Source organism: Rathayibacter iranicus NCPPB 2253 = VKM Ac-1602 (genome assembly GCF_003149025.1).
Taxonomy (GTDB): domain Bacteria; phylum Actinomycetota; class Actinomycetes; order Actinomycetales; family Microbacteriaceae; genus Rathayibacter; species Rathayibacter iranicus.
Map to the genome: position 1 here is coordinate 1 of NZ_QGDV01000017.1, position 19,752 is coordinate 19,752.

Below are 19,752 nucleotides of genomic sequence, written 5' to 3' on the forward strand. Positions count from 1 at the left end.
AGCGCGCAGAGTTCCGTTATTTCCGTCGTCGTGAAACCTGTCGTATGATACATCCGTGGCGGTTCTTCTCGAGGGTTTTTATCGTAAACCAATCCTCGCAGAAGAACCGCCATCTCCTGTTATGCCACGCGCATCAGCATCTCATCGGTCAAGCGTTTTGAATAGGCTTCAATCTCTCGGACATGGCAGATTGTCGCTGGAAGGGGTGAGAGGTCGGGACGGTCGGTGTTGGTGAATGTTCGCGAGCAGGTCGTTGAGTAGCGCGGGAACTCGCCTGCGCCTCGATCGCACCCAGATCTGCCACAGCGACTCCTCCCGCACCCGGCAGTGAGACCGACACTCGACGCACGAGCGGGAGCCGGCGCCCTACTCCCGCTCCGCTGAGGGGCCCAGACGGGTCGGATCGGCCGAGGAGCGCACCGAGGAAGGCTCGTCGACGCTAGTCGCGCACAGACAGGGCTGCCTAAAATGGCGCCCCCCTTGGGGCGGACCACCGGACGATCGCGTGGTTCGTGGAGGTCAGAACCTCCTCTCGGAAGGGGGCTCTTCGACTACACTCAACGGGTCAGCCGGACCGGCCGATATCGCCGCGCCCGCGGACCGGGCTCGCCGGCGCAGACTTCCACCGAAACGGATCCCCCTTCGCATGGCCTCTACCACCGACATCAAGAACGGCACCGTCCTCAACATCGACGGCCAGCTCTGGAACGTCATCGACTTCCAGCATGTGAAGCCGGGCAAGGGCGGCGCCTTCGTCCGTACCAAGATGAAGAACGTGCTCACCGGAAAGGTCGTCGATAAGACGTTCAACGCGGGAGCGAAGATCGACACGGCGAACGTCGACCGACGCGACTTCCAGTACCTCTACCGCGATGGCGCGGACTTCGTGTTCATGGACACCTCCGACTACGACCAGGTCACGGTCCCCGAGGCGGTCGTCGGCGACGCGGCGAACTTCATGCTCGAGAACCAGAACGTGACGCTTGCGCTGCACGACGGTGACCCGCTGTACATCGACCTGCCCGCCTCCGTGGTGCTCGAGATCACCTATACGGAGCCGGGTCTCCAGGGCGACCGCTCGACCGGCGGCACCAAGCCGGCGACCGTCGAGACCGGCTACCAGATCCAGGTCCCGCTCTTTCTCGAGCAGGGCACGAAGGTCAAGGTCGACACTCGCACGGGTGACTACCTCGGCCGCGTCAGCTGAGCCGGGCCGTCCGTGAGTGCTCGCACGAAGGCGCGTAAGCGTGCCCTCGACATCCTCTACAACGCCGACGTCCGGCAGATCCCTTTCTCAGAATCTCTGCGGGCCGAGGCGGAGCGCGCGGTGAACGAGCCGGCGCGTGAAGCGTCCTGGCTGTATGCGCGCGAGATCGTCGATGGCGTCATCGACCATGCCGACGAGATTGACGGGTTGATCGCGCAGCTCTCGAAGGGGTGGACCCTCGCGCGCATGCCGCTCGTCGACCGGGCGATCCTGCGCATCGGTGTGTGGGAGATTCTGCACAACGACGAGGTGCCCGACGGCGTCGCCATCTCGGAGGCGGTGGGAGCGGCGACGGCGCTCTCGACCGACGATTCTGCCGGCTTCATCAACGGGCTGCTCGCCTCTGTCGTGGAGACACGCGCCACCGCCTGACCCGCAATGGAGGTCGTGTCGAGCGACTTCGTGGCGGCCCTATACTCGTCACGGCTTTTCCTTTAACAGCCGTCCTGTGAGGCGGGGAAGGAGGTCGGTGTGACGGCACGAATCGTGCTGAACGGCGCTGACATCACGCGTGCGCTCACGCGCATCGCTCACGAGATCCTCGAATCGAACCGGGGCGCTGCGTCGCTGGTCATCCTCGGCATCCCCACCCGCGGCGTCGCCCTCGCTCAGCGCATCGCCGAGACGATCGCGCGGATCGAGCCCGGCGCGGAGCTGGTCTTTGCCGGGTCTCTCGACGTGACGATGTACCGCGACGACCTCTCTCGGCAGCCCGTCCGCACGCCCGCGCGCACCGCCGTCCCGGCGAGTATCGACGGCCGCACCGTGATCCTCGTCGACGATGTCCTCTTCTCGGGCCGGACCATCCGCGCCGCCCTCGACGCGCTGAGCGACATCGGCCGCCCGCGGGCCGTCCGGCTCGCGGCGCTGGTCGACCGCGGCCACCGCGAGCTGCCCATCCGCGCCGACTTCGTGGGCAAGAACCTGCCCAGCAGCCTGAGCGAGCGGATCAACGTGCGCCTGGTCGAGACGGACGGCGAGGACCTGGTCGCCATCGAGTCGAGCGACGCGGAGGACCTCCGGTGAAGCACCTACTTTCGACCCGCGACCTCGACCGCGCGAGCGCCATCGCTCTCCTCGACATCGCCGAGGACATGGCGGACGTGCAGAATCGCGAGGTCAAGAAGCTGCCGACCCTGCGCGGGAAGACGGTGGTCAACCTCTTCTTCGAGGACTCCACCCGCACGCGGATCTCGTTTGAGGCGGCGGCGAAGCGGCTCTCGGCCGATGTGATCAACTTCAGCGCGACGGGCTCCAGCGTCTCGAAGGGCGAGAGCCTGAAGGATACGGCGCAGACACTCGCGGCGATGGGCGCAGACGGGGTCGTCCTCCGCCACAGCGCCTCCGGTGCCCCCGCGGTGCTGGCGGCGAGCGGCTGGATCGACGCGTCGATCCTGAACGCGGGCGACGGCACGCACGAGCACCCCACTCAGGCGCTGCTGGACGCCTTCACGATTCGCCGCCGCTTGCATGGGGCCGCGGCCTCGCGCGGAAAGAGCCTGGACGGAGTCGCGGTCACGATCGTCGGCGACATCCTGCACTCGCGGGTGGCGCGCTCGAACGTGTGGCTGCTGACGGCCCTCGGCGCCGAAGTGACTCTTGTCGCGCCGCCGACCCTGGTGCCGGTGGACACCCGCGACTGGCCCGCGACCATCCGCTTCGATCTCGACGAGGCGATCGACGCGGGGCTGCCCGACGTGGTGATGCTCTTGCGCATCCAGCTGGAACGGATGTCGAGCGGCTTCTTCCCCAACGGGCGCGAGTACGCGCGGATCTGGGGGCTCGACGACGAGCGGCTGGCCCGTCTGGGTCCGGATACCATCGTCATGCACCCGGGGCCCATGAACAGGGGCGTCGAGATCTCGTCGGCCGCTGCCGATTCGAGCCGATCGACGGTGCTCGAGCAGGTCACGAACGGCGTCTCCGTGCGGATGGCTGCGCTCTACCTGCTGTTGTCCGGCGAACGGGAGGTCCACCGATGAGCACTGCGCCCACACAAGGCACTGCGCCCACACGAATTACTGCGCCCACACAGAGCACTGCACTGACGCAGCGGTACCTGATCTCGGGGGCGACGCTCGCCGACGAATCGACCGCCGACCTCCTGATCGACGGGGGCGTGATCGTCGAGATCGGCGCCGACCTCGATTCGAGCGGAGCGAGCGTGATCGACGCCGATGGCCTCCTCGCGCTGCCGGGCCTGGTCGACCTGCATACGCACCTTCGCGAGCCCGGTTTCGAGCAGAGCGAGACGATTCTCACGGGCACCCGTGCCGCAGCCGCGGGAGGCTTTACCGCGGTCTTTGCGATGGCGAACACCTCGCCGGTGCAGGACACGGCCGGGGTGGTGGAGCAGGTGCAGAGCCTGGGTGAGGACGCCGGTTACGCGACGGTTCGCCCGATTGGCGCGGTCACCGTGGGCCTGGCGGGGGAGTCGCTTGCCGAACTCGGCGCGATGGCCCGCAGCCGCGCGGCGGTGCGCGTCTTTTCGGACGACGGGAAGTGCGTCTCGGACGCCCTGCTGATGCGCCGCGCGCTCGAGTACGTGAAGGCGTTCGACGGAGTGGTCGCCCAGCACGCGCAGGAGCCGCGTCTCACGGTCGGCGCGCAGATGAATGAGGGAGCCGTGTCTAGCGCTCTCGGGCTCCAGGGCTGGCCGGCCGTGGCGGAGGAGGCGATCATCGCGCGCGACGTGCTCCTCGCCGAGCACGTTGGCTCGCGCTTGCACGTCTGCCACGTCTCGACCGCGGGCTCGGTCGACGTCATTCGCTGGGCGAAGGCGCGCGGGATCGACGTGACCGCCGAGGTCACTCCGCACCACCTGCTGCTCACCGAGCAGGCGGTCGCCGGGCAGGACGGCCCGAGCTACGACGCTCGCTTCAAGGTGAACCCTCCGCTGCGCCGCGACGAGGATGTGCTCGCGCTGCGTGAAGCTCTCGCGGACGGGACGATCGACATCGTCGCGACCGACCACGCCCCGCACCCGGTCGAGGCGAAGGACTGCGAGTGGGACGCCGCCGCGTTCGGCATGGTCGGCCTCGAGAGCGCGCTGAGCGTCGTGCACGCCGCCGTCATCGAGGACGGCCGGATGAGCTGGGCCGACGTCGGGCGCGTGCTGTCCTCCGCCCCCGCCCGAATTGGCCGGCTGAACGGCTACGACCGGGGCCTCGTCGTCGGTGCCGCCGCGAACGTCGTGCTCTACGACCCGGAGGTTCGCCGCCGCTTCTCGGCCGGCGACCTGCGCGGCCGCAGTGGCAACTCGCCGTACCTGGGCCGCGAGCTGCCGGGCCGCGTCGTCGCGACGCTGCACCGGGGCTACCCGACCGTGCTCGACGGCGAACTCGTCGACTCCGCCGTTGTCGCCGCCGCCGCGAAGGCCTCCCGTGGATAGGGCCGCGATCACGATCATCATTGCCGTGGTCGTTGTCCTCGTCTTCGTCGGGATGCTTCTCTCGTGGCGCTCTCGGCGTCGCCGCTCCGCCGACCTTGCTCCGGAGCCGGTGCTCGCCTCCGCTCTGGGCGCCGAGGTCGAGCGCGTCGAACTCCCGTATGTGGCCACGACCCGGTTCGAGCAGCCTCTCGAGCGCGTCGTGCTGCCGGGGCTCGGCTTTCGCGGTCGGGCGACGCTGCGCCTGCACGAGCGCGGAGTCGTGATCGCCCCCGTCGGCGAGCGCGAGACCGTGATCCCCGCGGCTCTCCTGCGTGGAGCCGGCCAGGGCAGCTACGTCATCGACCGCGTGGTCGAGGAAGGCGGGTTGCTCGTCATCTCGTGGTCCCCGCGCGGCGACGAGAGTGTCGACAGCTACCTCCGCGTGGCCGAGCCGGCCCTCCGCGCGCACCTGGTCACCGAACTGCAGCGCCTCGCCGCCCCCGATTCCCCCTCCCGCCCCGGAACCGCCGATGGCGGCCCCGACACGACCCAGAAGGGCTCTTAGTCCGTGCCAACGACACGCCTCAGCACCGAACCCACCGCCGTCCTCGTCCTCGAGGACGGGCGACGATTCCGGGGTCAGGCCTACGGCGCCCGAGGCCGCACCCTGGGTGAGATCGTCTTCGCGACCGGCATGACCGGCTACCAGGAAACGCTGACCGACCCGAGCTACGCCGGCCAGATCGTCGTGCAGACCGCGCCGCACATCGGCAACACCGGAACCAATGACGAGGACAGGGAGTCGCGGCGCATCTGGGTCGCCGGCTACGTCGTGCGCGATCCCTCCCGCGTCGTGTCCAATTTCCGCGCGCAGCGCTCGCTCGACGACGATCTGGAGGCCGACGGGATCGTCGGGATCTCGGGCGTCGACACCCGAGCGATCACCCGCCATATCCGCTCGGCCGGGTCGATGCGCGCCGGGGTGTTCTCGGGAGAGGACGTGGCGCTGGGCGAAGACGAGCAGCTCGCGCTGGTCCTCGGCGGCCGGCAGATGCAGGGGTTGAACCTCTCCTCCGCCGTGTCGACCGACCAGCAGTACACGGTCCCCGCCCGCGGCGAGCGCGTCGGCTCGGTCGCGGTGATCGACCTCGGCGTGAAGACCTCGACCGTCAGGTACCTCTCGGAGCGTGGTTTCGACGTGCACGTCCTCCCGGAGTCGGTGACGGCGGAGCAGGTGCTCGCGCTCGACCCGTCCGCACTCTTCTTCTCGAACGGCCCTGGCGATCCCGAAGCCTCGGATCGCCACGTGGAACTCCTGCGCACCACGCTGCGCGCCGACCTGCCCTTCTTCGGGATCTGTTTCGGTAATCAGCTGCTTGGCCGCGCGCTCGGCTTCGGCACCTACAAGCTCCCGTTCGGCCACCGCGGGATCAACCAGCCCGTGCTCGACAAGCTCACCGGTCGCGTCGAGATCACCTCGCAGAACCACGGCTTCGCGGTGGACGCGCCGCTCGAGGGCGAACTCGATTCGCCCGAGGGTTTCGGCCGTGTCGAGGTCAGCCACTACTCCCTCAACGACTCGGTCGTGGAGGGGCTGCGGTGCCTTGACATCCCCGCCTTCTCGGTGCAGTACCACCCGGAGGCGGCGGCCGGCCCGCACGACTCCAACTACCTCTTCGACCGCTTCCGGGCGATGGTCGTGCAGCGCACGGCTGAGCAGGGCGGCGCCACCACCACCACGGGAGACCAGAACTGATGCCGCGCAGGGAAGACATTCAGAGCGTTTTGGTCATCGGCTCCGGCCCGATCGTCATCGGGCAGGCCGTCGAATTCGACTACTCGGGCACCCAGGCCTGTCGTGTGCTGCGCGCTGAGGGGGTGCGCGTGATCCTCGTCAACTCCAATCCGGCGACGATCATGACCGACCCCGACTTTGCCGACGCCACCTATGTGGAGCCGATCACTCCAAAGGCCATCGAAGCGATTATCGCCAAGGAGCGGCCCGATGCGATCCTGCCGACCCTGGGCGGTCAAACCGCGCTGAACGCGGCCATCCAGCTGCACGACCTCGGGATTCTCGAGAAGTACGACGTCGAGCTGATCGGCGCGAGCTTCGAGGCGATCAATCGCGGCGAGGACCGCCAGATCTTCAAACAGCTGGTGCTCGACGCGGGCGCCGACGTCGCCAAGTCCTCCATCGCGCACACGGTCGAGGAGGCGATAGACATCGCCGACGACCTCGGCTATCCGCTCGTCATTCGCCCGTCCTTCACCATGGGTGGTCTCGGCTCCGGCTTCGCCTACACCCGCGAGGAGTTGGTGCGGATGGTGGGCGACGGCCTGCACCAGAGCCCCACCACCGAGGTTCTGCTCGAGGAGTCGATCCTCGGCTGGAAGGAGTACGAGCTCGAGCTGATGCGCGACACCGCCGACAATACGGTCGTCGTCTGCTCGATCGAGAACGTCGATCCGGTCGGAGTGCACACCGGCGACTCGATCACGGTCGCCCCGGCGCTCACCCTGACCGACCGCGAATACCAGAAGCTGCGCGACATCGGCATTCGCATCATCCGCGATGTGGGGGTGGACACCGGCGGCTGCAACATCCAGTTCGCGATCGACCCCGCCGACGGCCGGATCATCGTGATCGAGATGAATCCGCGGGTCTCCCGTTCCTCCGCTCTCGCGTCGAAGGCGACCGGCTTCCCGATCGCCAAGATCGCCGCGAAGCTCGCCATCGGCTACCGCCTCGACGAGATCCCGAACGACATCACCAAGGTGACCCCGGCGAGCTTCGAACCGACGCTGGACTACGTGGTCGTCAAGGTGCCGCGGTTCGCGTTCGAGAAGTTCCCGGCCGCCGACAAGACGCTGACGACAACGATGAAATCGGTCGGCGAGGCGATGGCGATCGGCCGCAACTACGCGCAGGCGCTCCAGAAGGCGCTCCGCTCGCTGGAAAAGCGCGGCTCGTCGTTCCACTGGGGCAGCGAGGAGCGCTCGGTGGACGAGCTGCTGGAGATCGCGAAGACGCCGACCGACGGCCGCATCGTGACGGTGCAGCAGGCGCTGCGCCTTGGAGCGAGCGTCGAGCAGGCGTTCGCGGCGACGAAGATCGACCCGTGGTTCCTCGACCAGATCGTGCTGATCAACGAGATCGCGGAGCTGGTGCGCGAGCGCGACGGACTGGACGCGGGGCTGCTCCGCCTGGCGAAGGACCACGGCTTCTCGGACGCGCAGATCGCCGAACTCCGCGGCCTCGAGGAGGACGAGGTGCGTCACACGCGCCACGCGCTCGACGTCCGCCCCGTCTACAAGACCGTCGACACCTGCGCGGGGGAGTTCCCCGCGCTCACGCCGTACCACTACTCCTCCTACGACGAGGAGACGGAAGTCGTCGCCGCCGACCGCCGCAAGGTCGTCATCCTCGGCTCCGGCCCCAACCGCATCGGGCAGGGAGTCGAATTCGACTACTCCTGCGTGCACGCCTCGTTCGCGCTCTCGGCCGCGGGCTTCGAGACGATCATGATCAACTGCAACCCCGAGACGGTCTCGACCGACTACGACACCTCCGACCGCCTCTACTTCGAGCCGCTGACGCTCGAGGACGTGCTCGAGGTGATCCACGCGGAGTCGCAGTCCGGCGAGCTGGTCGGCGTCGTCGTGCAGTTGGGCGGCCAGACCGCTCTGGGCCTCGCGGCAGGGCTCGAGGCGGCCGGCGTGCCGATTCTCGGCACCACTCCCGCGAACATCGACCTCGCGGAGGAGCGCGGCGCCTTCTCGCGCATCCTCGACCAAGCCGGCCTGCTCGCTCCACGCAATGGCACGGCCACGGACCTCGACGGCGCCCGTGCCGTGGCGGTCGAGATCGGCTACCCGGTGTTGGTTCGCCCGTCGTTCGTGCTCGGTGGCCGCGGCATGGAGATCGTCTACGGCACCCCGCAGCTCGAGGACTACTTCGAGCGGATGGCCGGCGAGGGCATCATCGACCAGACGCACCCGCTCCTGGTCGACCGCTTCCTCGATGACGCGATCGAGATCGACGTCGACGCTCTCTACGACGGCGAGCAGCTCTACATCGGCGGGGTAATGGAGCACATCGAGGAGGCCGGCATCCACTCCGGCGACTCGGCCTGCACTCTGCCTCCGGTGACGCTCGGCCGCCGCCAGATCGACCAGGTGCGCGAGGCGACACGTGCCATCGCCGAGGGCGTCGGCGTCCGCGGCCTGCTCAATGTGCAGTTCGCGATCGGCCAGGGCGTGCTCTACGTGCTGGAGGCGAACCCGCGCGCCTCCCGGACGGTGCCGTTCGTCTCGAAGGCGCTCGGCATCCCGCTCGCGAAGGCCGCCTCGCGGGTGATGGTCGGCGAGAGCATCGCGGCGTTGAAGGCTGAGGGGCTTCTCCCTGAGCGCGACGGCTCCGACGTCCCCATGGATTCGCCCATTGCCGTCAAGGAGGCCGTCTTGCCGTTCAAGCGTTTCCGCACCAAGGAGGGCCAGATCGTCGACTCCCTGCTCGGTCCCGAGATGCGTTCCACGGGCGAGGTGATGGGGATCGACCGCGACTTCCCGCGCGCCTTCGCCAAGAGTCAGGAGGCGGCCTACGGCGGTATGCCCGCGAGCGGCACCGTGTTCATCTCGGTCGCCGACCGCGACAAGCGGGCGATCGTGCTGCCGGCGCTGCGCCTGCGCCAACTCGGCTTCGAGATCCTCGCGACCGAGGGCACTGCGGAGGTGCTGAACCGCAACGGCATCCAGGCCCGCGTCGTGCGCAAGTACAGCGAGACGGTCGAGGACGACGCTCCCTCGATCGTCGAGCTGGTCAATCGTGACGAAGTGGACGTCGTGATCAACACTCCCAGCGGAGGAGCGACCCGCGCCGACGGCTACGAGATCCGCGCCGCCGCGGTCGCCGCCGACAAGCCGCTCTTCACCACGATCGCGCAGCTCGCGGCCGCCGTCGCCTCGCTCGATGCCGCGAACGAGCCGTTCGAGGTGACGAGCCTGCAGGACTACGCGCTGCGCCGCGCGGAGCGGACGGAGTGAGCGCCGACGCGGCGGGCACCGCCTCCTTCGGCTCACGCCTGGAGGCGGTGTTCGCCGCGTATGGACAGCTCTGCGTCGGGATCGACCCGCACGCGTTCCTCCTCGACGCGTGGGGGCTGGCCGACGACGCGGCCGGGCTGGAGAGCTTCGGCCGAACCGTCGTCGAGGCCGCCGCGGGCCGCGTCGGCATCGTGAAGCCGCAGGTCGCGTTCTTCGAGCGCCACGGCTCCGCCGGCTACGCCGCCCTCGAACGGGTGCATTCCGACGCGCGGGCAGCCGGGCTGCTCGTGATCGCCGATGCGAAGCGCGGCGACATCGGAACCAGCGTGACCGCCTATGCCGAGGCATGGCTGAGCCCCGGCTCGCCGCTCGAGGCCGATGCCATGACCGCCGCCGCCTACCAAGGCCTCGGCTCGCTGGAGGGAATGCTCGCTCTGGCGGAAGCGGCGGGCAAGGGCGTCTTCGTGCTCGCGGCCACCTCGAATCCGGAGGCGCGCCCCGTGCAGCGCGCGGTGGTTCAGGACGGTGAGCGCGTAGGGACGACGGTGGCGCGCGCCGTTCTGGCGGACGTGGCATTCTGGAACGAGGGACACGCGCGCTCGCCGATCGGCTCGATCGGCGTGGTGCTCGGCGCCACACTCGCCCTGGGCGACTACGGCATCGGCACCGGCGAGCCGCTCCGGCCCGCACTCCCGGTGCTCGCACCGGGCTTTGGCCACCAGGGCGCTGCCGTGGCGGACGCACGTCGGCTGTTCGGGGCGATGAGCGTCAGCACCATCATCAGTGAGTCGCGCAGTGTCCTCAGCGCCGGTCCCGAGGGGATCGCCGCCGAGATCGACCGCCGCGCCACCGACATCCAGGAGAGCCGTGTCCGCTGAAGCCGTCAGCCCCGTTCCCGGATCCGATGCGGCGCACGAGCTGTGCACGCAGGTCGTGCCCGCCGTCCGCCGAGCATCACCGCCGGAGGTCGACCGGCGCGCCGCCTCCGAAGCCGCCGTCGCCGCCCGCCGCGCACGCGCTGTGGTGAAGAAGGCGGTCGCCTCCGGCCATCGGTCGGCGAGTTCGGTACTCGCCGCCGCTCAGGCCGAGCCGCTCGGGATCGAGGGGCGGATGCGGGTCAGCGAGCTGCTGCGGGCGGTGCCGGCTCTCGGCGTGGTCAAGACGCCGCGGGTGATGGAGCAGTTGCACATCGCGGACTCGAAGCGGCTCGGCGGTCTCGGTCGGCGCCAGGTCGAGGGCCTGCGCTCCTTCCTCCAGGAGCGTGAGTCGCGCCAGCGCCGCTCCGACCGCAACCGCCTACTGGTGCTCGCCGGTCCGACCGCAGTCGGCAAGGGCACGGTCTCGACCTACATCCGCGAGAACTACCCCGACGTGCTGCTCTCGGTCTCGGCGACCACTCGGGCACCGCGGCCCGGCGAGGTCGACGGGGTGAGCTACTACTTCGTCGACGACGCCGAGTTCGACCGGATGGTCGAGGCGGGGGAGTTCCTCGAGTACGCCGTCGTCCACAACGCGTACCGCTACGGCACGCCGCGCGGCCCGATCGAGACTGCACTGGAGCAGGGCCGCCAGGTCATGCTCGAGATCGATATTCAGGGCGCGCGACAGGTCCGTGCGCGGATGCCGGAAGCTCGGCTCGTCTTCCTCTTGCCCCCCAGCTGGGACGAGCTGGTGCGCCGTCTGGTCGGCCGCGGCACCGAGAGCGCCGAAGAGCAGGAGCGCCGTTTGGCCACGGCGAAGGTCGAATTGGCCGCGCAGGACGAGTTCGATGTCGCCGTCATTAACACGACCGTGCCCGAAGCCGCCCGAGAGGTCGTAGAATTGATGTCGCCTCGTGCCGATGGCGTCCCCGCTGATCCGGGTCGCTGAGCCCGGGCCACCGACCATTTCCGGGTCGACCTCCCAGACTCCGCAGGGCCCCGCCCTCCGGAGTCGTGGGGCCGTTTCGGAGCCGCAGATCGGCGCCCTAGGCGCCCCGCAAGGAGACCCTCATGGCTAACAACCTCGGCATCATCGACCCGCCCATCGACGAGCTGCTCTCGAAGGTCGACTCCAAGTACGCGCTGGTGATCTTCGCCTCCAAGCGTGCGCGTCAGATCAACGACTACTACGCCGACCTTCATGAGGGCAGCCTGTTCGACAACGTCGGCCCGCTGGTTGACTCCACCATCGACGACAAGCCCCTCTCGGTCGCGCTGCACGAGATCAACGAGGACAAGCTCGTCGCCCAGCCCCTCGCCGAGTAATCCGGCTCGGGTGCGCTCCTCCCGTAAGGCCGCTCGGCGGCTCACCGTCGTCGTCGGCATCACCGGTGGCATCGCCGCGTATAAGGCAGTCGGAGTCGTGCGCGCGCTGGTCCTCGCCGAGCACGACGTGCACGTTGTCGCGACGGAGGCGGCGCTGCGCTTCGTCGGTAAGCCGACGCTCGAAGCGATCTCCCGAAATCCCGTGCATACCGATCTCTACGAGGGGGTCGCCGAGGTGCGGCACGTCGCGATCGGCCAGGCCGCCGATCTCATCGTGATCGCTCCGGCGACGGCGCATACCCTCGCCAAGCTCGCCGCGGGGCTCGCCGACGACCTGCTCGGCAACACGGTGCTTGCGAGCACCGCGCCGCTGGTCGTCGCTCCGGCGATGCACACCGAGATGTGGAAGAACGCCGCGACCGTCGCGAACATGGCAACCCTCCGCTCGCGCGGGGTGCACGTGATCGGCCCGGCGGTCGGCCGCCTCACCGGTGCCGACTCGGGGCCCGGACGGATGGAGGAGCCGGAGACGATCGTCGCGGAGGCGCTTGCCATCCAGGCGCGCGCGGCAGGCGCGCGCCGTGACCTCGACGGCCTGCGGGTGCTCGTGACCGCCGGTGGCACCCGCGAGCCGCTGGACCCGGTGCGCTTCGTCGGCAACCGCTCCAGCGGGCGCCAGGGCGTCGCGCTGGCGCTAGCCGCGGCCGCACGCGGGGCGCGGGTCACCCTCCTCGCGGCCAACCTTGACATCGAGACTCCGCAGGGCATGTCGGTGCAGCAGGTGGGCACGGCGCTCGAGCTGCGGGAGGCGGCCCTCGCTGCGGCTGCGGACGCCGACATCGTCATCATGGCCGCAGCCGTCGCCGACTACCGGCCCGCCGCGGTCGCCGACGCGAAGATCACCAAGGAAGAGCAGGGCGACCGGCTAACCCTCGAACTCATCAAGAATCCAGACATCCTCGCCGAAATCGCCGCCGTCAAGCGACAGGGACAGCTCGTCGTCGGCTTTGCCGCCGAGACCGAGCCCGATCGCGAAGCGATGCTGGAGCTCGGCCGCGCCAAGATTGCGCGGAAGGGTTGCGACCTGCTCGTCGTCAACAGGGTCGGCTGGGCCGAGGGTTTCCAGAGCGACAGCAATACCGTCGTGGTGCTCGATCGAGCCGGCGATATAGTGAGCGAGGCTTCCGGCAGCAAGGCCTCGGTGGCTGATCGCGTCCTCGACGTGGTCGCGCGCTAGGCCTCTCCGACCCGCTCGCCGAGACGCCGAGCGCCTGCCCGTCCCGCCGACCCCGGCACGAACGACCCCGGCCCGCACGGTGCCGGGATGAGAAGAGAAGCATGATCTCCGGTCCCCTCCGCCTGTTCACCTCCGAGTCGGTCACCGAGGGCCACCCGGACAAGATCTGCGACCAGATCTCGGACCGCATCCTCGACGCCCTGTTGCGCGAGGACCCGCACAGCCGGGTCGCGGTCGAGACGCTGGTCACCACCGGGCTCGTGCATGTGGCCGGTGAGGTCTCGACCACCGGCTATGTCGAGATTCCAAGGATTGTCCGCGAGACGATCGTCGAGATCGGCTACGACTCCTCCGACAAGGGTTTCGACGGCCGCTCGTGCGGCGTCTCGGTCTCGATCGGCCAGCAATCGCCCGAGATCGCCGCGGGTGTCGATACGGCGCTCGAGGTTCGCTCGTCCGAGGCGGGGGAGGACGCTTTCGACCGCCAGGGCGCAGGCGACCAGGGTCTAATGTTCGGCTACGCGACCGACGAGACCCCCGAGTACATGCCGCTGCCCAGCTGGCTTTCGCACCGCCTGGCCGAGCGGCTCGCGGCCGTGCGCAAGTCGGGCGAGCTCGACTACCTCCGGCCGGATGGGAAGACCCAGGTCACCATTGGCTACGACGGCACCACCCCCTCGACCATCGACACCGTCGTGCTCTCAACCCAGCACGCCGAGCACGTCAGCACCGAGACCATCCACGCGGACATCGAGGCACACGTCATCCGCCCCGTCCTCGAGACCGTCGACCTCGACTCCTCCGCGGTGCGCCTGCTGATCAACCCGACCGGCCGCTTCGAGATCGGCGGCCCTCAGGGCGATGCCGGGCTCACCGGCCGCAAGATCATCGTCGACACCTACGGAGGGGCATCCCGTCACGGTGGCGGCGCATTCTCGGGTAAGGATCCGTCGAAGGTGGACCGCTCGGCGGCCTATGCGATGCGCTGGGTCGCGAAGAACGCGGTCGCCGCGGGTCTTGCCTCCCGAATGGAAGTGCAGGTTGCCTACGCGATCGGCAAGGCCGCGCCCGTCGGCCTCTACGTCGAGACCTTCGGCACCGGCACTGTCTCGGACGAGACGATCACCGCGGCGATCCGCTCGGTCTTTGACCTGCGCCCGGCCGCGATCATCCACGCGCTCGACCTGCTCCGCCCGATCTATGCGCAGACCGCGGCCTACGGCCACTTCGGCCGCGAGCTTCCCGACTTCACCTGGGAGCGTCTCGACCGCGTCGACGACCTGCGCTCCGCCGCGGGCCTCTCGTAGCGGGCTCCGAAGCGGCGGCCATGGCGACAGTCCCGAGCAACGGTGTCGCGCGGGTGCTCCTGGACTCGCCGCTCCCGCAGCTCGACCGGCTCCTCGACTACGCGGTGCCGGAGCGGATGCGCGCCGAGGTGCGGCCCGGCGTCCGCGTGCGCGTCCCACTGCGGACCGGCGGGCGGATCGCCGACGCCATCGTCGTCGAGACGGGAGCGGGGTCGGAGCATGTCGGCGCGCTCAGCGAGATTGAGGAGCTGGTCTCGCCGCTTGTCGTGCTGACGCCCGAGGTCTGGGCGCTCGCGCGGCGGGTCGCCGACCGCGCCGCAGGCGGAGCGAGCGATGTGCTGCGCCTCGCCGTCCCGCGTCGGCATGTGCGGGTCGAAAAGGCGCGCCTCGCGGCAGGTCCGGCGCCCACGACTCCCGCGCCCACGACTCCTACGCTCGAGGCGAGCGGAGTGACGGGGTACGCCGCCGACGCCTTCGCGGGCCTCGTGGACGGGGCGCGCCTGGCTGTCGGGGCCATCCCGACACCGGTGCAGCTGCCTTCCCAAGCCTGGGTGGGCGGCTGGGCCGTCACGCTGGCCGAGCTCGCGCGCGACGCTCTCGCGGCCGGGCGCGATGTGATCCTCGCGGTTCCCGATTACCGCGACCAGGAGCAGCTCGAACTCGCCCTCGCCGCCCTCGTTCCGGCGGAGGCGGTGGTGCGGCTCGATGCGCGGCAGAAGGGCGCCGAGCGCTACGCCGCTTTCGTGCGCTGCCTGGATCCCGGCCCCCGGATCGTTGTCGGCAACCGCTCGGTGCTCTACGCGCCCTCTGCCGTCCTCGGTCTGATCGCACTCTGGGACGACGGGGACCCGCTGTTCGCCGAGCCGCTAGCGCCGTATGCGCATGCTCGAGACGTCGCCCTCGTGCGGCAGGAGCAGAGCGGAGCGGGGTTGGTTGTGCTCGGCAATACGCGCACGGTCGAGGTCGAACGGCTGGTCGAGATCGGCTTCGTTGCCGAGGTCGAGCCTCGGCCCGCTCGGCGCCCGCACGTGGTACCGACAGCACAGCAGTGGGCGGCCGACGAGCATGACGCCGGCGCGCGTATCCCCTCGTCGGCCTGGCGCGAAGCGCGGAAGGGGCTCGACTCCGGTCCCGTGCTGGTGCAGGTCGCGCGTCCCGGCTACGCGCCGGTCGTCGCGTGCGCCCGCTGCCGCACGGTCGCACGCTGCAACCGCTGTCAGGGTCCGCTCGCCGTGCACGCTGAGGGCGGGCGCCCAAGCTGTGGCTGGTGCGGGTTGATCGCGGCCGAGTGGACCTGCTCGGTCTGCGAGGGCACGAACCTGCGCCTCGTCTCGCTCGGCGCCGGTCGCACCGCGGAGGAGCTGGGCCGGGCTTTCCCGGGCGTCAAAGTCATCGTCGCCGACGGCCAGCGACCGGTACTGACCCTCCCGGACGAGCCAGCGCTCGTGGTCGCGACCCGCGGCGCGGAGCCGCGAGCCGAGGGCGGATACCACGCAATCCTTCTGCTCGATGGCGAGCGGATGCTGGCGCGCGAGAGCCTGCGGGTGGCCGACGACGCGCTGCGCACGTGGTCGAACGCTGCCGCGCTCGCCCGCCCCGGCGCTCCCGTGCTGCTGGTCGGAGTCGGCGGCCGACTCGCCACCGCGCTCGCAACCTGGCGGCAGGCGGAGTACCTCCGTGCGGAGCTGTACGAGCGGCGGTCCCTGCGTTTTCCGCCCGCTGTTCGACTCGCGACGGTGACGGGTGACGCGCACGCCGTGGAGGAGGCACTCGAGGCGCTCGACGAGAGCGACCGCCACGAGGTGCTTGGCCCGGTCGGCCTCGAGGACGGCTCGGTTCGGGCCATCGTGCGCTTCGACTACGCTCGCGGTGCGGAGGTGGCCGCGCGCCTCCGGTCCGCCGTCATCCGCAATGCGACGCGGCGTCGCCGACCGCCTACCACGCCTGGCCGCTTCCGGCCGGCCCCGAAGCTGCGGGTCCGCCTCGACGATCCCGACATCCTCTGACGCTCCTGGAGAACCCCGTGCGCCTCGTCTTCGCCGGCACCCCCGCCGCAGCCGTCCCGACCCTCCGTGCCCTCGCCGCGTCCGCGCACGAGGTCGTCGCCGTGATTACGCGGGCCGACGCCCCGGCCGGCCGCAAGCGCGTGCTGACCCCTTCGTCGGTGGCCGTTGCCGCTCAGGAGTTAGGGATCCCGATCCTTCGCGCGAACCGCCTCGACGAGGAGACGACCGATCGGATCGCGGAACTCGCGCCGGACCTCGGCGTGATCGTCGCCTACGGTGGCCTCGTCCGCGCTCGGCTGCTGGCGGTGCCGCGGCTCGGCTGGATCAACCTGCACTTCTCGCTTCTGCCGCGCTGGCGCGGGGCCGCTCCGGTGCAGCGCGCCCTCATGGCCGGTGAGACGCGGATCGGCGCGAGTGTGTTCCAGCTCGTTGCCGAACTCGATGCCGGCGACGTCTACGCCGAGCTGGCAGAGGAGGCGGGGGAGCGGACGGCGGGGGAGCTGCTCGAGGTGCTCGCCCGCGGGGGAGCCGACCTCACCCTCGGCGTGGTCGAGGCTCTGGCGGAGGGCAGCGCGGTCGCGGCGCCGCAGACAGGCGAGGTCACATTCGCTCCCAAGCTCGATGTCACTGACGGCCGGGTCGATTGGAGCCTGCCCACCGCGCAGGTCCTCGCTCTGGTCCGCGGCGTGACGCCCGAACCCGGCGCCTCGACCGCCATCGGGGACGTGCGTCTCAAGGTGCTTGCCCTCCGCGCCGCCGAGGGCAGGCTCGAACCGGGGGCCGTCCGGCTCGACTCCCGGCGTGCGCTGGTCGGCACGGGTGACGGCGTCGTGGAACTCGTCACCGTCCAGCCCGCCGGGAAGATGCCGATGCCCGGAGTCGACTGGGCGCGAGGCCTGCGCGAGAGCACGGTGCTCTCGTGAGTGCGCGTCGCGACGCCGCTCCCGCCCGGCACGTCGCCTACGACGTGCTGCTCGCGGTGAGCGGATCGGACGCGTACGCGAATTTGGTGCTGCCCGCCCGCATTCGTGCGGCCGACCTCTCGCCGGCGGACGCCGCTCTCGCGACCGAGCTCTGCTACGGCACGCTGCGCATGTCCGGCTACTACGACCGGGTGATCGCCCTCGCCTCGGCACGCGCGGTTGAGAGTATCGACGCTTCGGTGCTCGACGCGCTGCGCCTGGGCGTGCACCAGCTCCTAGCGACCCGGGTGGCTCCGCACGCGGCCGTGAACGAGAGCGTCGCGCTGGTTGCGGCGGGTTCCTCCCGCGGTGCTGTTGCGTTCGCGAACGCAGTGCTGCGGACGGTCTCCCGCTCGAGCGCTGAGGAGTGGCGCGAGCGGGTTTCGGTTGCCGCGACTTCGGGGGATGACCGGATCGCCGCGCTCAGCTCGCATCCCGTCTGGATCGTGCGCGCGCTGCGCCGGGCCCTCGCCGCGGAGGGAGCGGCGGACGAGCTCGAGGCGCTTCTCGACTCCGACAACGCCGCGCCCCGGGTGAACCTGGTGGCGCTGCCCGGGCTCGCCTCGGCGGACGACGTCCCCAACGCCGAACCGGACCGTTTCTCTCCACTCGGCATGACCGGATCGGGCGGCGACCCTGAGGCGGTCCCCGCCGTGCACGAGGGTCGTGTCCGCGTGCAGGACGAGGGCTCGCAGCTCGCCGCTCTCACGCTCTCGCGGGCCCGCCCGGCGCAGGCCGGCGAGCGCTGGCTCGACCTGTGTGCCGGTCCGGGCGGCAAGGCGGCGCTGCTCGCGGCGGAGGCACGTACTCAGGGAGCGACGCTGCTCGCCAACGAGGTTGTGCCGGGGCGCGCAGGTCTGGTGCGGAGGGCCCTGGTGGCCGTCGATCCCTCCGTCGAGGTGCGCACCGGCGACGGACGCACGCTCGGCGACGAGCAGCCGGGCGCCTTCGACCGCATCCTGCTCGACGCGCCCTGCACCGGCCTCGGGGCATTGCGGCGTCGACCGGAGGCGCGGTGGCGCAAGGCCGCCTCCGACGTCGAGCAGCTCGCGACGCTTCAGGGCGAGCTGCTCGACTCCGCCATCAGGGCGCTGGCGCCCGGCGGACTCCTTGCGTATGTCACCTGCTCGCCGCACCTGGGGGAGACGCGACGAGTGTTGGCGCTCGCCCAGGAGCGGCACGCGCTCGAACTCGTCGACACCCCCGCGGTGCTGCGGGGCGTGACGTCCGCTCCGCTCCCGCTCCCGGACGGCACGCTTCATGTGCAGCTCTGGCCGCACCGCCATGGCACCGACGCGATGTTCATCCAGCTCCTCCGCCTCCGCTGACTGCGCCGCGCGAGATGCCTGTGGGGTGCATGTTCTTCGGGGCGTCACGTACTCAAGAGGCATCTCGCGGCGGGGAGGAGGGCGGGGGTGGGCGTTTAGGGTGGAGGCATGCGTGCACGGATCAGTCCCAGTATTCTGGCCGCCGACTTCGTGAATTTTGAGGCCGAGCTGCAACGTATCGCCGGGGCGGATCTGGTGCACGTCGACGTCATGGACAACCATTTCGTGCCGAACCTGACCTTCGGGCTGACGATGGTGCAGCGCCTCCAGGACGTCTCGCCCCGCCCGCTCGACGTGCATCTGATGATTGAGGACCCGGACCGATGGGCCCCCGACTACGCCGAGACCGGCGCCTTCTCGGTCACTTTCCACGCCGAGGCCGCGCACGACGCCGTCGCCCTCGCTCGACGTCTTCGCGAGATCGGCGCACGCGCGGGCTTGGCGCTCAAGCCCGGGACGATGGTGGATGAGTACCTCGATCTGCTGCCCGAGTTCGATCAGGTCCTCGTCATGACCGTCGAGCCGGGCTTCGGCGGGCAGTCGTTTCTGGCGGAGACGATGCCCAAACTGCGCACGCTCCGCCATATCGTCGACCGCACCGGACTCGACGTGTGGCTGCAGGTCGACGGAGGCATTGCCCCGGGCACGATCGAGATCGCGGCGGAGGCGGGGGCCGACACCTTCGTCGCCGGCTCCGCAGTCTTCGGCGCCGACGACCCGGAGGCGGCGATCGCAGCCCTGCGCGACACCGCGACCGAGCACCGGCACTGACGCCTCCGCTCGTCGGCACACGTGCGATGTGCAGGGGATCCGCGCTGTCCTCCCCGTTCCACAAGCCGAAACGCCTTTCCGCGGCTGCATCCCCTGCGAATGGCACACACTCCTGCGAATCGCACTTACGCCTGCGAATGGCACACACTCCTGCGAATCGCACACAGCCCCGCCAAGCGGTGCCCCGCGTTGGGCCGTTCTCGCCGCCGTAT

The 19,752-nt window shown here is 70.0% G+C and carries 17 protein-coding genes; all 17 read left to right on the top strand.

The features are described 5' to 3' along the window. Positions 1-646 precede the first annotated feature (646 nt). Positions 647-1,207 (top strand): elongation factor P, encoded by a 561-nt coding sequence (gene efp, locus B0H03_RS13740; RefSeq protein WP_104264166.1) that lies wholly within the window; start codon positions 647-649, stop codon positions 1,205-1,207. 12 nt (positions 1,208-1,219) lie between these two features. Next, positions 1,220-1,639, top strand: a complete 420-nt coding sequence (nusB, locus tag B0H03_RS13745) for a transcription antitermination factor NusB (protein WP_104264167.1) — start codon at positions 1,220-1,222, stop codon at positions 1,637-1,639. 99 nt (positions 1,640-1,738) lie between these two features. Then, positions 1,739-2,293: a bifunctional pyr operon transcriptional regulator/uracil phosphoribosyltransferase PyrR gene (gene pyrR / locus B0H03_RS13750; RefSeq protein WP_104354249.1), complete on the top strand. Its 555-nt coding sequence runs from the start codon at positions 1,739-1,741 to the stop codon at positions 2,291-2,293. Then, on the top strand, positions 2,290-3,249 hold the full coding sequence (locus B0H03_RS13755) for an aspartate carbamoyltransferase catalytic subunit (protein ID WP_104354250.1): 960 nt from the start codon (positions 2,290-2,292) through the stop codon (positions 3,247-3,249). The genes pyrR and B0H03_RS13755 overlap by 4 nt, the downstream gene beginning before the upstream one ends. Positions 3,250-3,311: 62 nt before the next feature. Next, a complete protein-coding gene (locus B0H03_RS13760) occupies positions 3,312-4,658 on the top strand; it encodes a dihydroorotase (protein ID WP_104264171.1) in 1,347 nt (448 codons plus the stop codon). Beyond that, positions 4,651-5,202, top strand: a complete 552-nt coding sequence (locus B0H03_RS13765) for a PH-like domain-containing protein (protein ID WP_109714905.1) — start codon at positions 4,651-4,653, stop codon at positions 5,200-5,202. Before B0H03_RS13760 ends, B0H03_RS13765 begins: the two co-directional genes overlap by 8 nt. A gap of 3 nt (positions 5,203-5,205) precedes the next feature. Then, positions 5,206-6,393: a glutamine-hydrolyzing carbamoyl-phosphate synthase small subunit gene (gene carA, locus B0H03_RS13770; RefSeq protein WP_104264172.1), complete on the top strand. Its 1,188-nt coding sequence runs from the start codon at positions 5,206-5,208 to the stop codon at positions 6,391-6,393. Beyond that, complete coding sequence (gene carB, locus B0H03_RS13775) at positions 6,393-9,683, top strand: carbamoyl-phosphate synthase large subunit (RefSeq protein WP_104264173.1); 3,291 nt, start codon at positions 6,393-6,395, stop codon at positions 9,681-9,683. Before carA ends, carB begins: the two co-directional genes overlap by 1 nt. Further along, positions 9,680-10,561 carry an orotidine-5'-phosphate decarboxylase gene (gene pyrF / locus B0H03_RS13780; RefSeq protein WP_164860183.1) on the top strand — a complete coding sequence of 294 codons (882 nt, stop codon included), beginning with the start codon at positions 9,680-9,682 and terminating at the stop codon, positions 10,559-10,561. The genes carB and pyrF overlap by 4 nt, the downstream gene beginning before the upstream one ends. 55 nt (positions 10,562-10,616) lie before the next feature. Beyond that, a complete protein-coding gene (gene gmk / locus B0H03_RS13785; RefSeq protein WP_241560494.1) occupies positions 10,617-11,552 on the top strand; it encodes a guanylate kinase in 936 nt (311 codons plus the stop codon). A gap of 122 nt (positions 11,553-11,674) precedes the next feature. Beyond that, the gene (rpoZ, locus tag B0H03_RS13790) at positions 11,675-11,929 is read left to right on the top strand and encodes a DNA-directed RNA polymerase subunit omega (RefSeq protein ID WP_055791825.1); all 255 of its coding nucleotides are present in this window, start codon (positions 11,675-11,677) and stop codon (positions 11,927-11,929) included. A gap of 10 nt (positions 11,930-11,939) precedes the next feature. Further along, on the top strand, positions 11,940-13,166 hold the full coding sequence (coaBC, locus tag B0H03_RS13795) for a bifunctional phosphopantothenoylcysteine decarboxylase/phosphopantothenate--cysteine ligase CoaBC (RefSeq protein WP_104264174.1): 1,227 nt from the start codon (positions 11,940-11,942) through the stop codon (positions 13,164-13,166). 101 nt (positions 13,167-13,267) lie between these two features. Continuing rightward, a complete protein-coding gene (gene metK, locus B0H03_RS13800; RefSeq protein WP_104264175.1) occupies positions 13,268-14,473 on the top strand; it encodes a methionine adenosyltransferase in 1,206 nt (401 codons plus the stop codon). A 20-nt stretch (positions 14,474-14,493) separates the two neighbouring features. Beyond that, positions 14,494-16,479, top strand: a complete 1,986-nt coding sequence (locus B0H03_RS13805; RefSeq protein ID WP_104264176.1) for a primosomal protein N' family DNA-binding protein — start codon at positions 14,494-14,496, stop codon at positions 16,477-16,479. Positions 16,480-16,496: 17 nt separating this feature from the next. Next, positions 16,497-17,402 (top strand): methionyl-tRNA formyltransferase, encoded by a 906-nt coding sequence (gene fmt / locus B0H03_RS13810; RefSeq protein WP_104264177.1) that lies wholly within the window; start codon positions 16,497-16,499, stop codon positions 17,400-17,402. Continuing rightward, the gene (locus B0H03_RS13815) at positions 17,399-18,769 is read left to right on the top strand and encodes an RsmB/NOP family class I SAM-dependent RNA methyltransferase (protein ID WP_104264178.1); all 1,371 of its coding nucleotides are present in this window, start codon (positions 17,399-17,401) and stop codon (positions 18,767-18,769) included. Before fmt ends, B0H03_RS13815 begins: the two co-directional genes overlap by 4 nt. Positions 18,770-18,877: 108 nt before the next feature. Next, complete coding sequence (rpe, locus tag B0H03_RS13820; protein ID WP_104354253.1) at positions 18,878-19,540, top strand: ribulose-phosphate 3-epimerase; 663 nt, start codon at positions 18,878-18,880, stop codon at positions 19,538-19,540. Positions 19,541-19,752: the final 212 nt, after the last annotated feature.

Coding starts and splice junctions, on each gene's coding strand:
- efp (WP_104264166.1), top strand. CDS start 647: ATGGCCTCTACCACCGACATCAAGAACGGCACCGTCCTCAACATCGAC.
- carB (WP_104264173.1), top strand. CDS start 6,393: ATGCCGCGCAGGGAAGACATTCAGAGCGTTTTGGTCATCGGCTCCGGC.
- rpoZ (WP_055791825.1), top strand. CDS start 11,675: ATGGCTAACAACCTCGGCATCATCGACCCGCCCATCGACGAGCTGCTC.
- metK (WP_104264175.1), top strand. CDS start 13,268: ATGATCTCCGGTCCCCTCCGCCTGTTCACCTCCGAGTCGGTCACCGAG.
- B0H03_RS13805 (WP_104264176.1), top strand. CDS start 14,494: ATGGCGACAGTCCCGAGCAACGGTGTCGCGCGGGTGCTCCTGGACTCG.
- rpe (WP_104354253.1), top strand. CDS start 18,878: ATGCGTGCACGGATCAGTCCCAGTATTCTGGCCGCCGACTTCGTGAAT.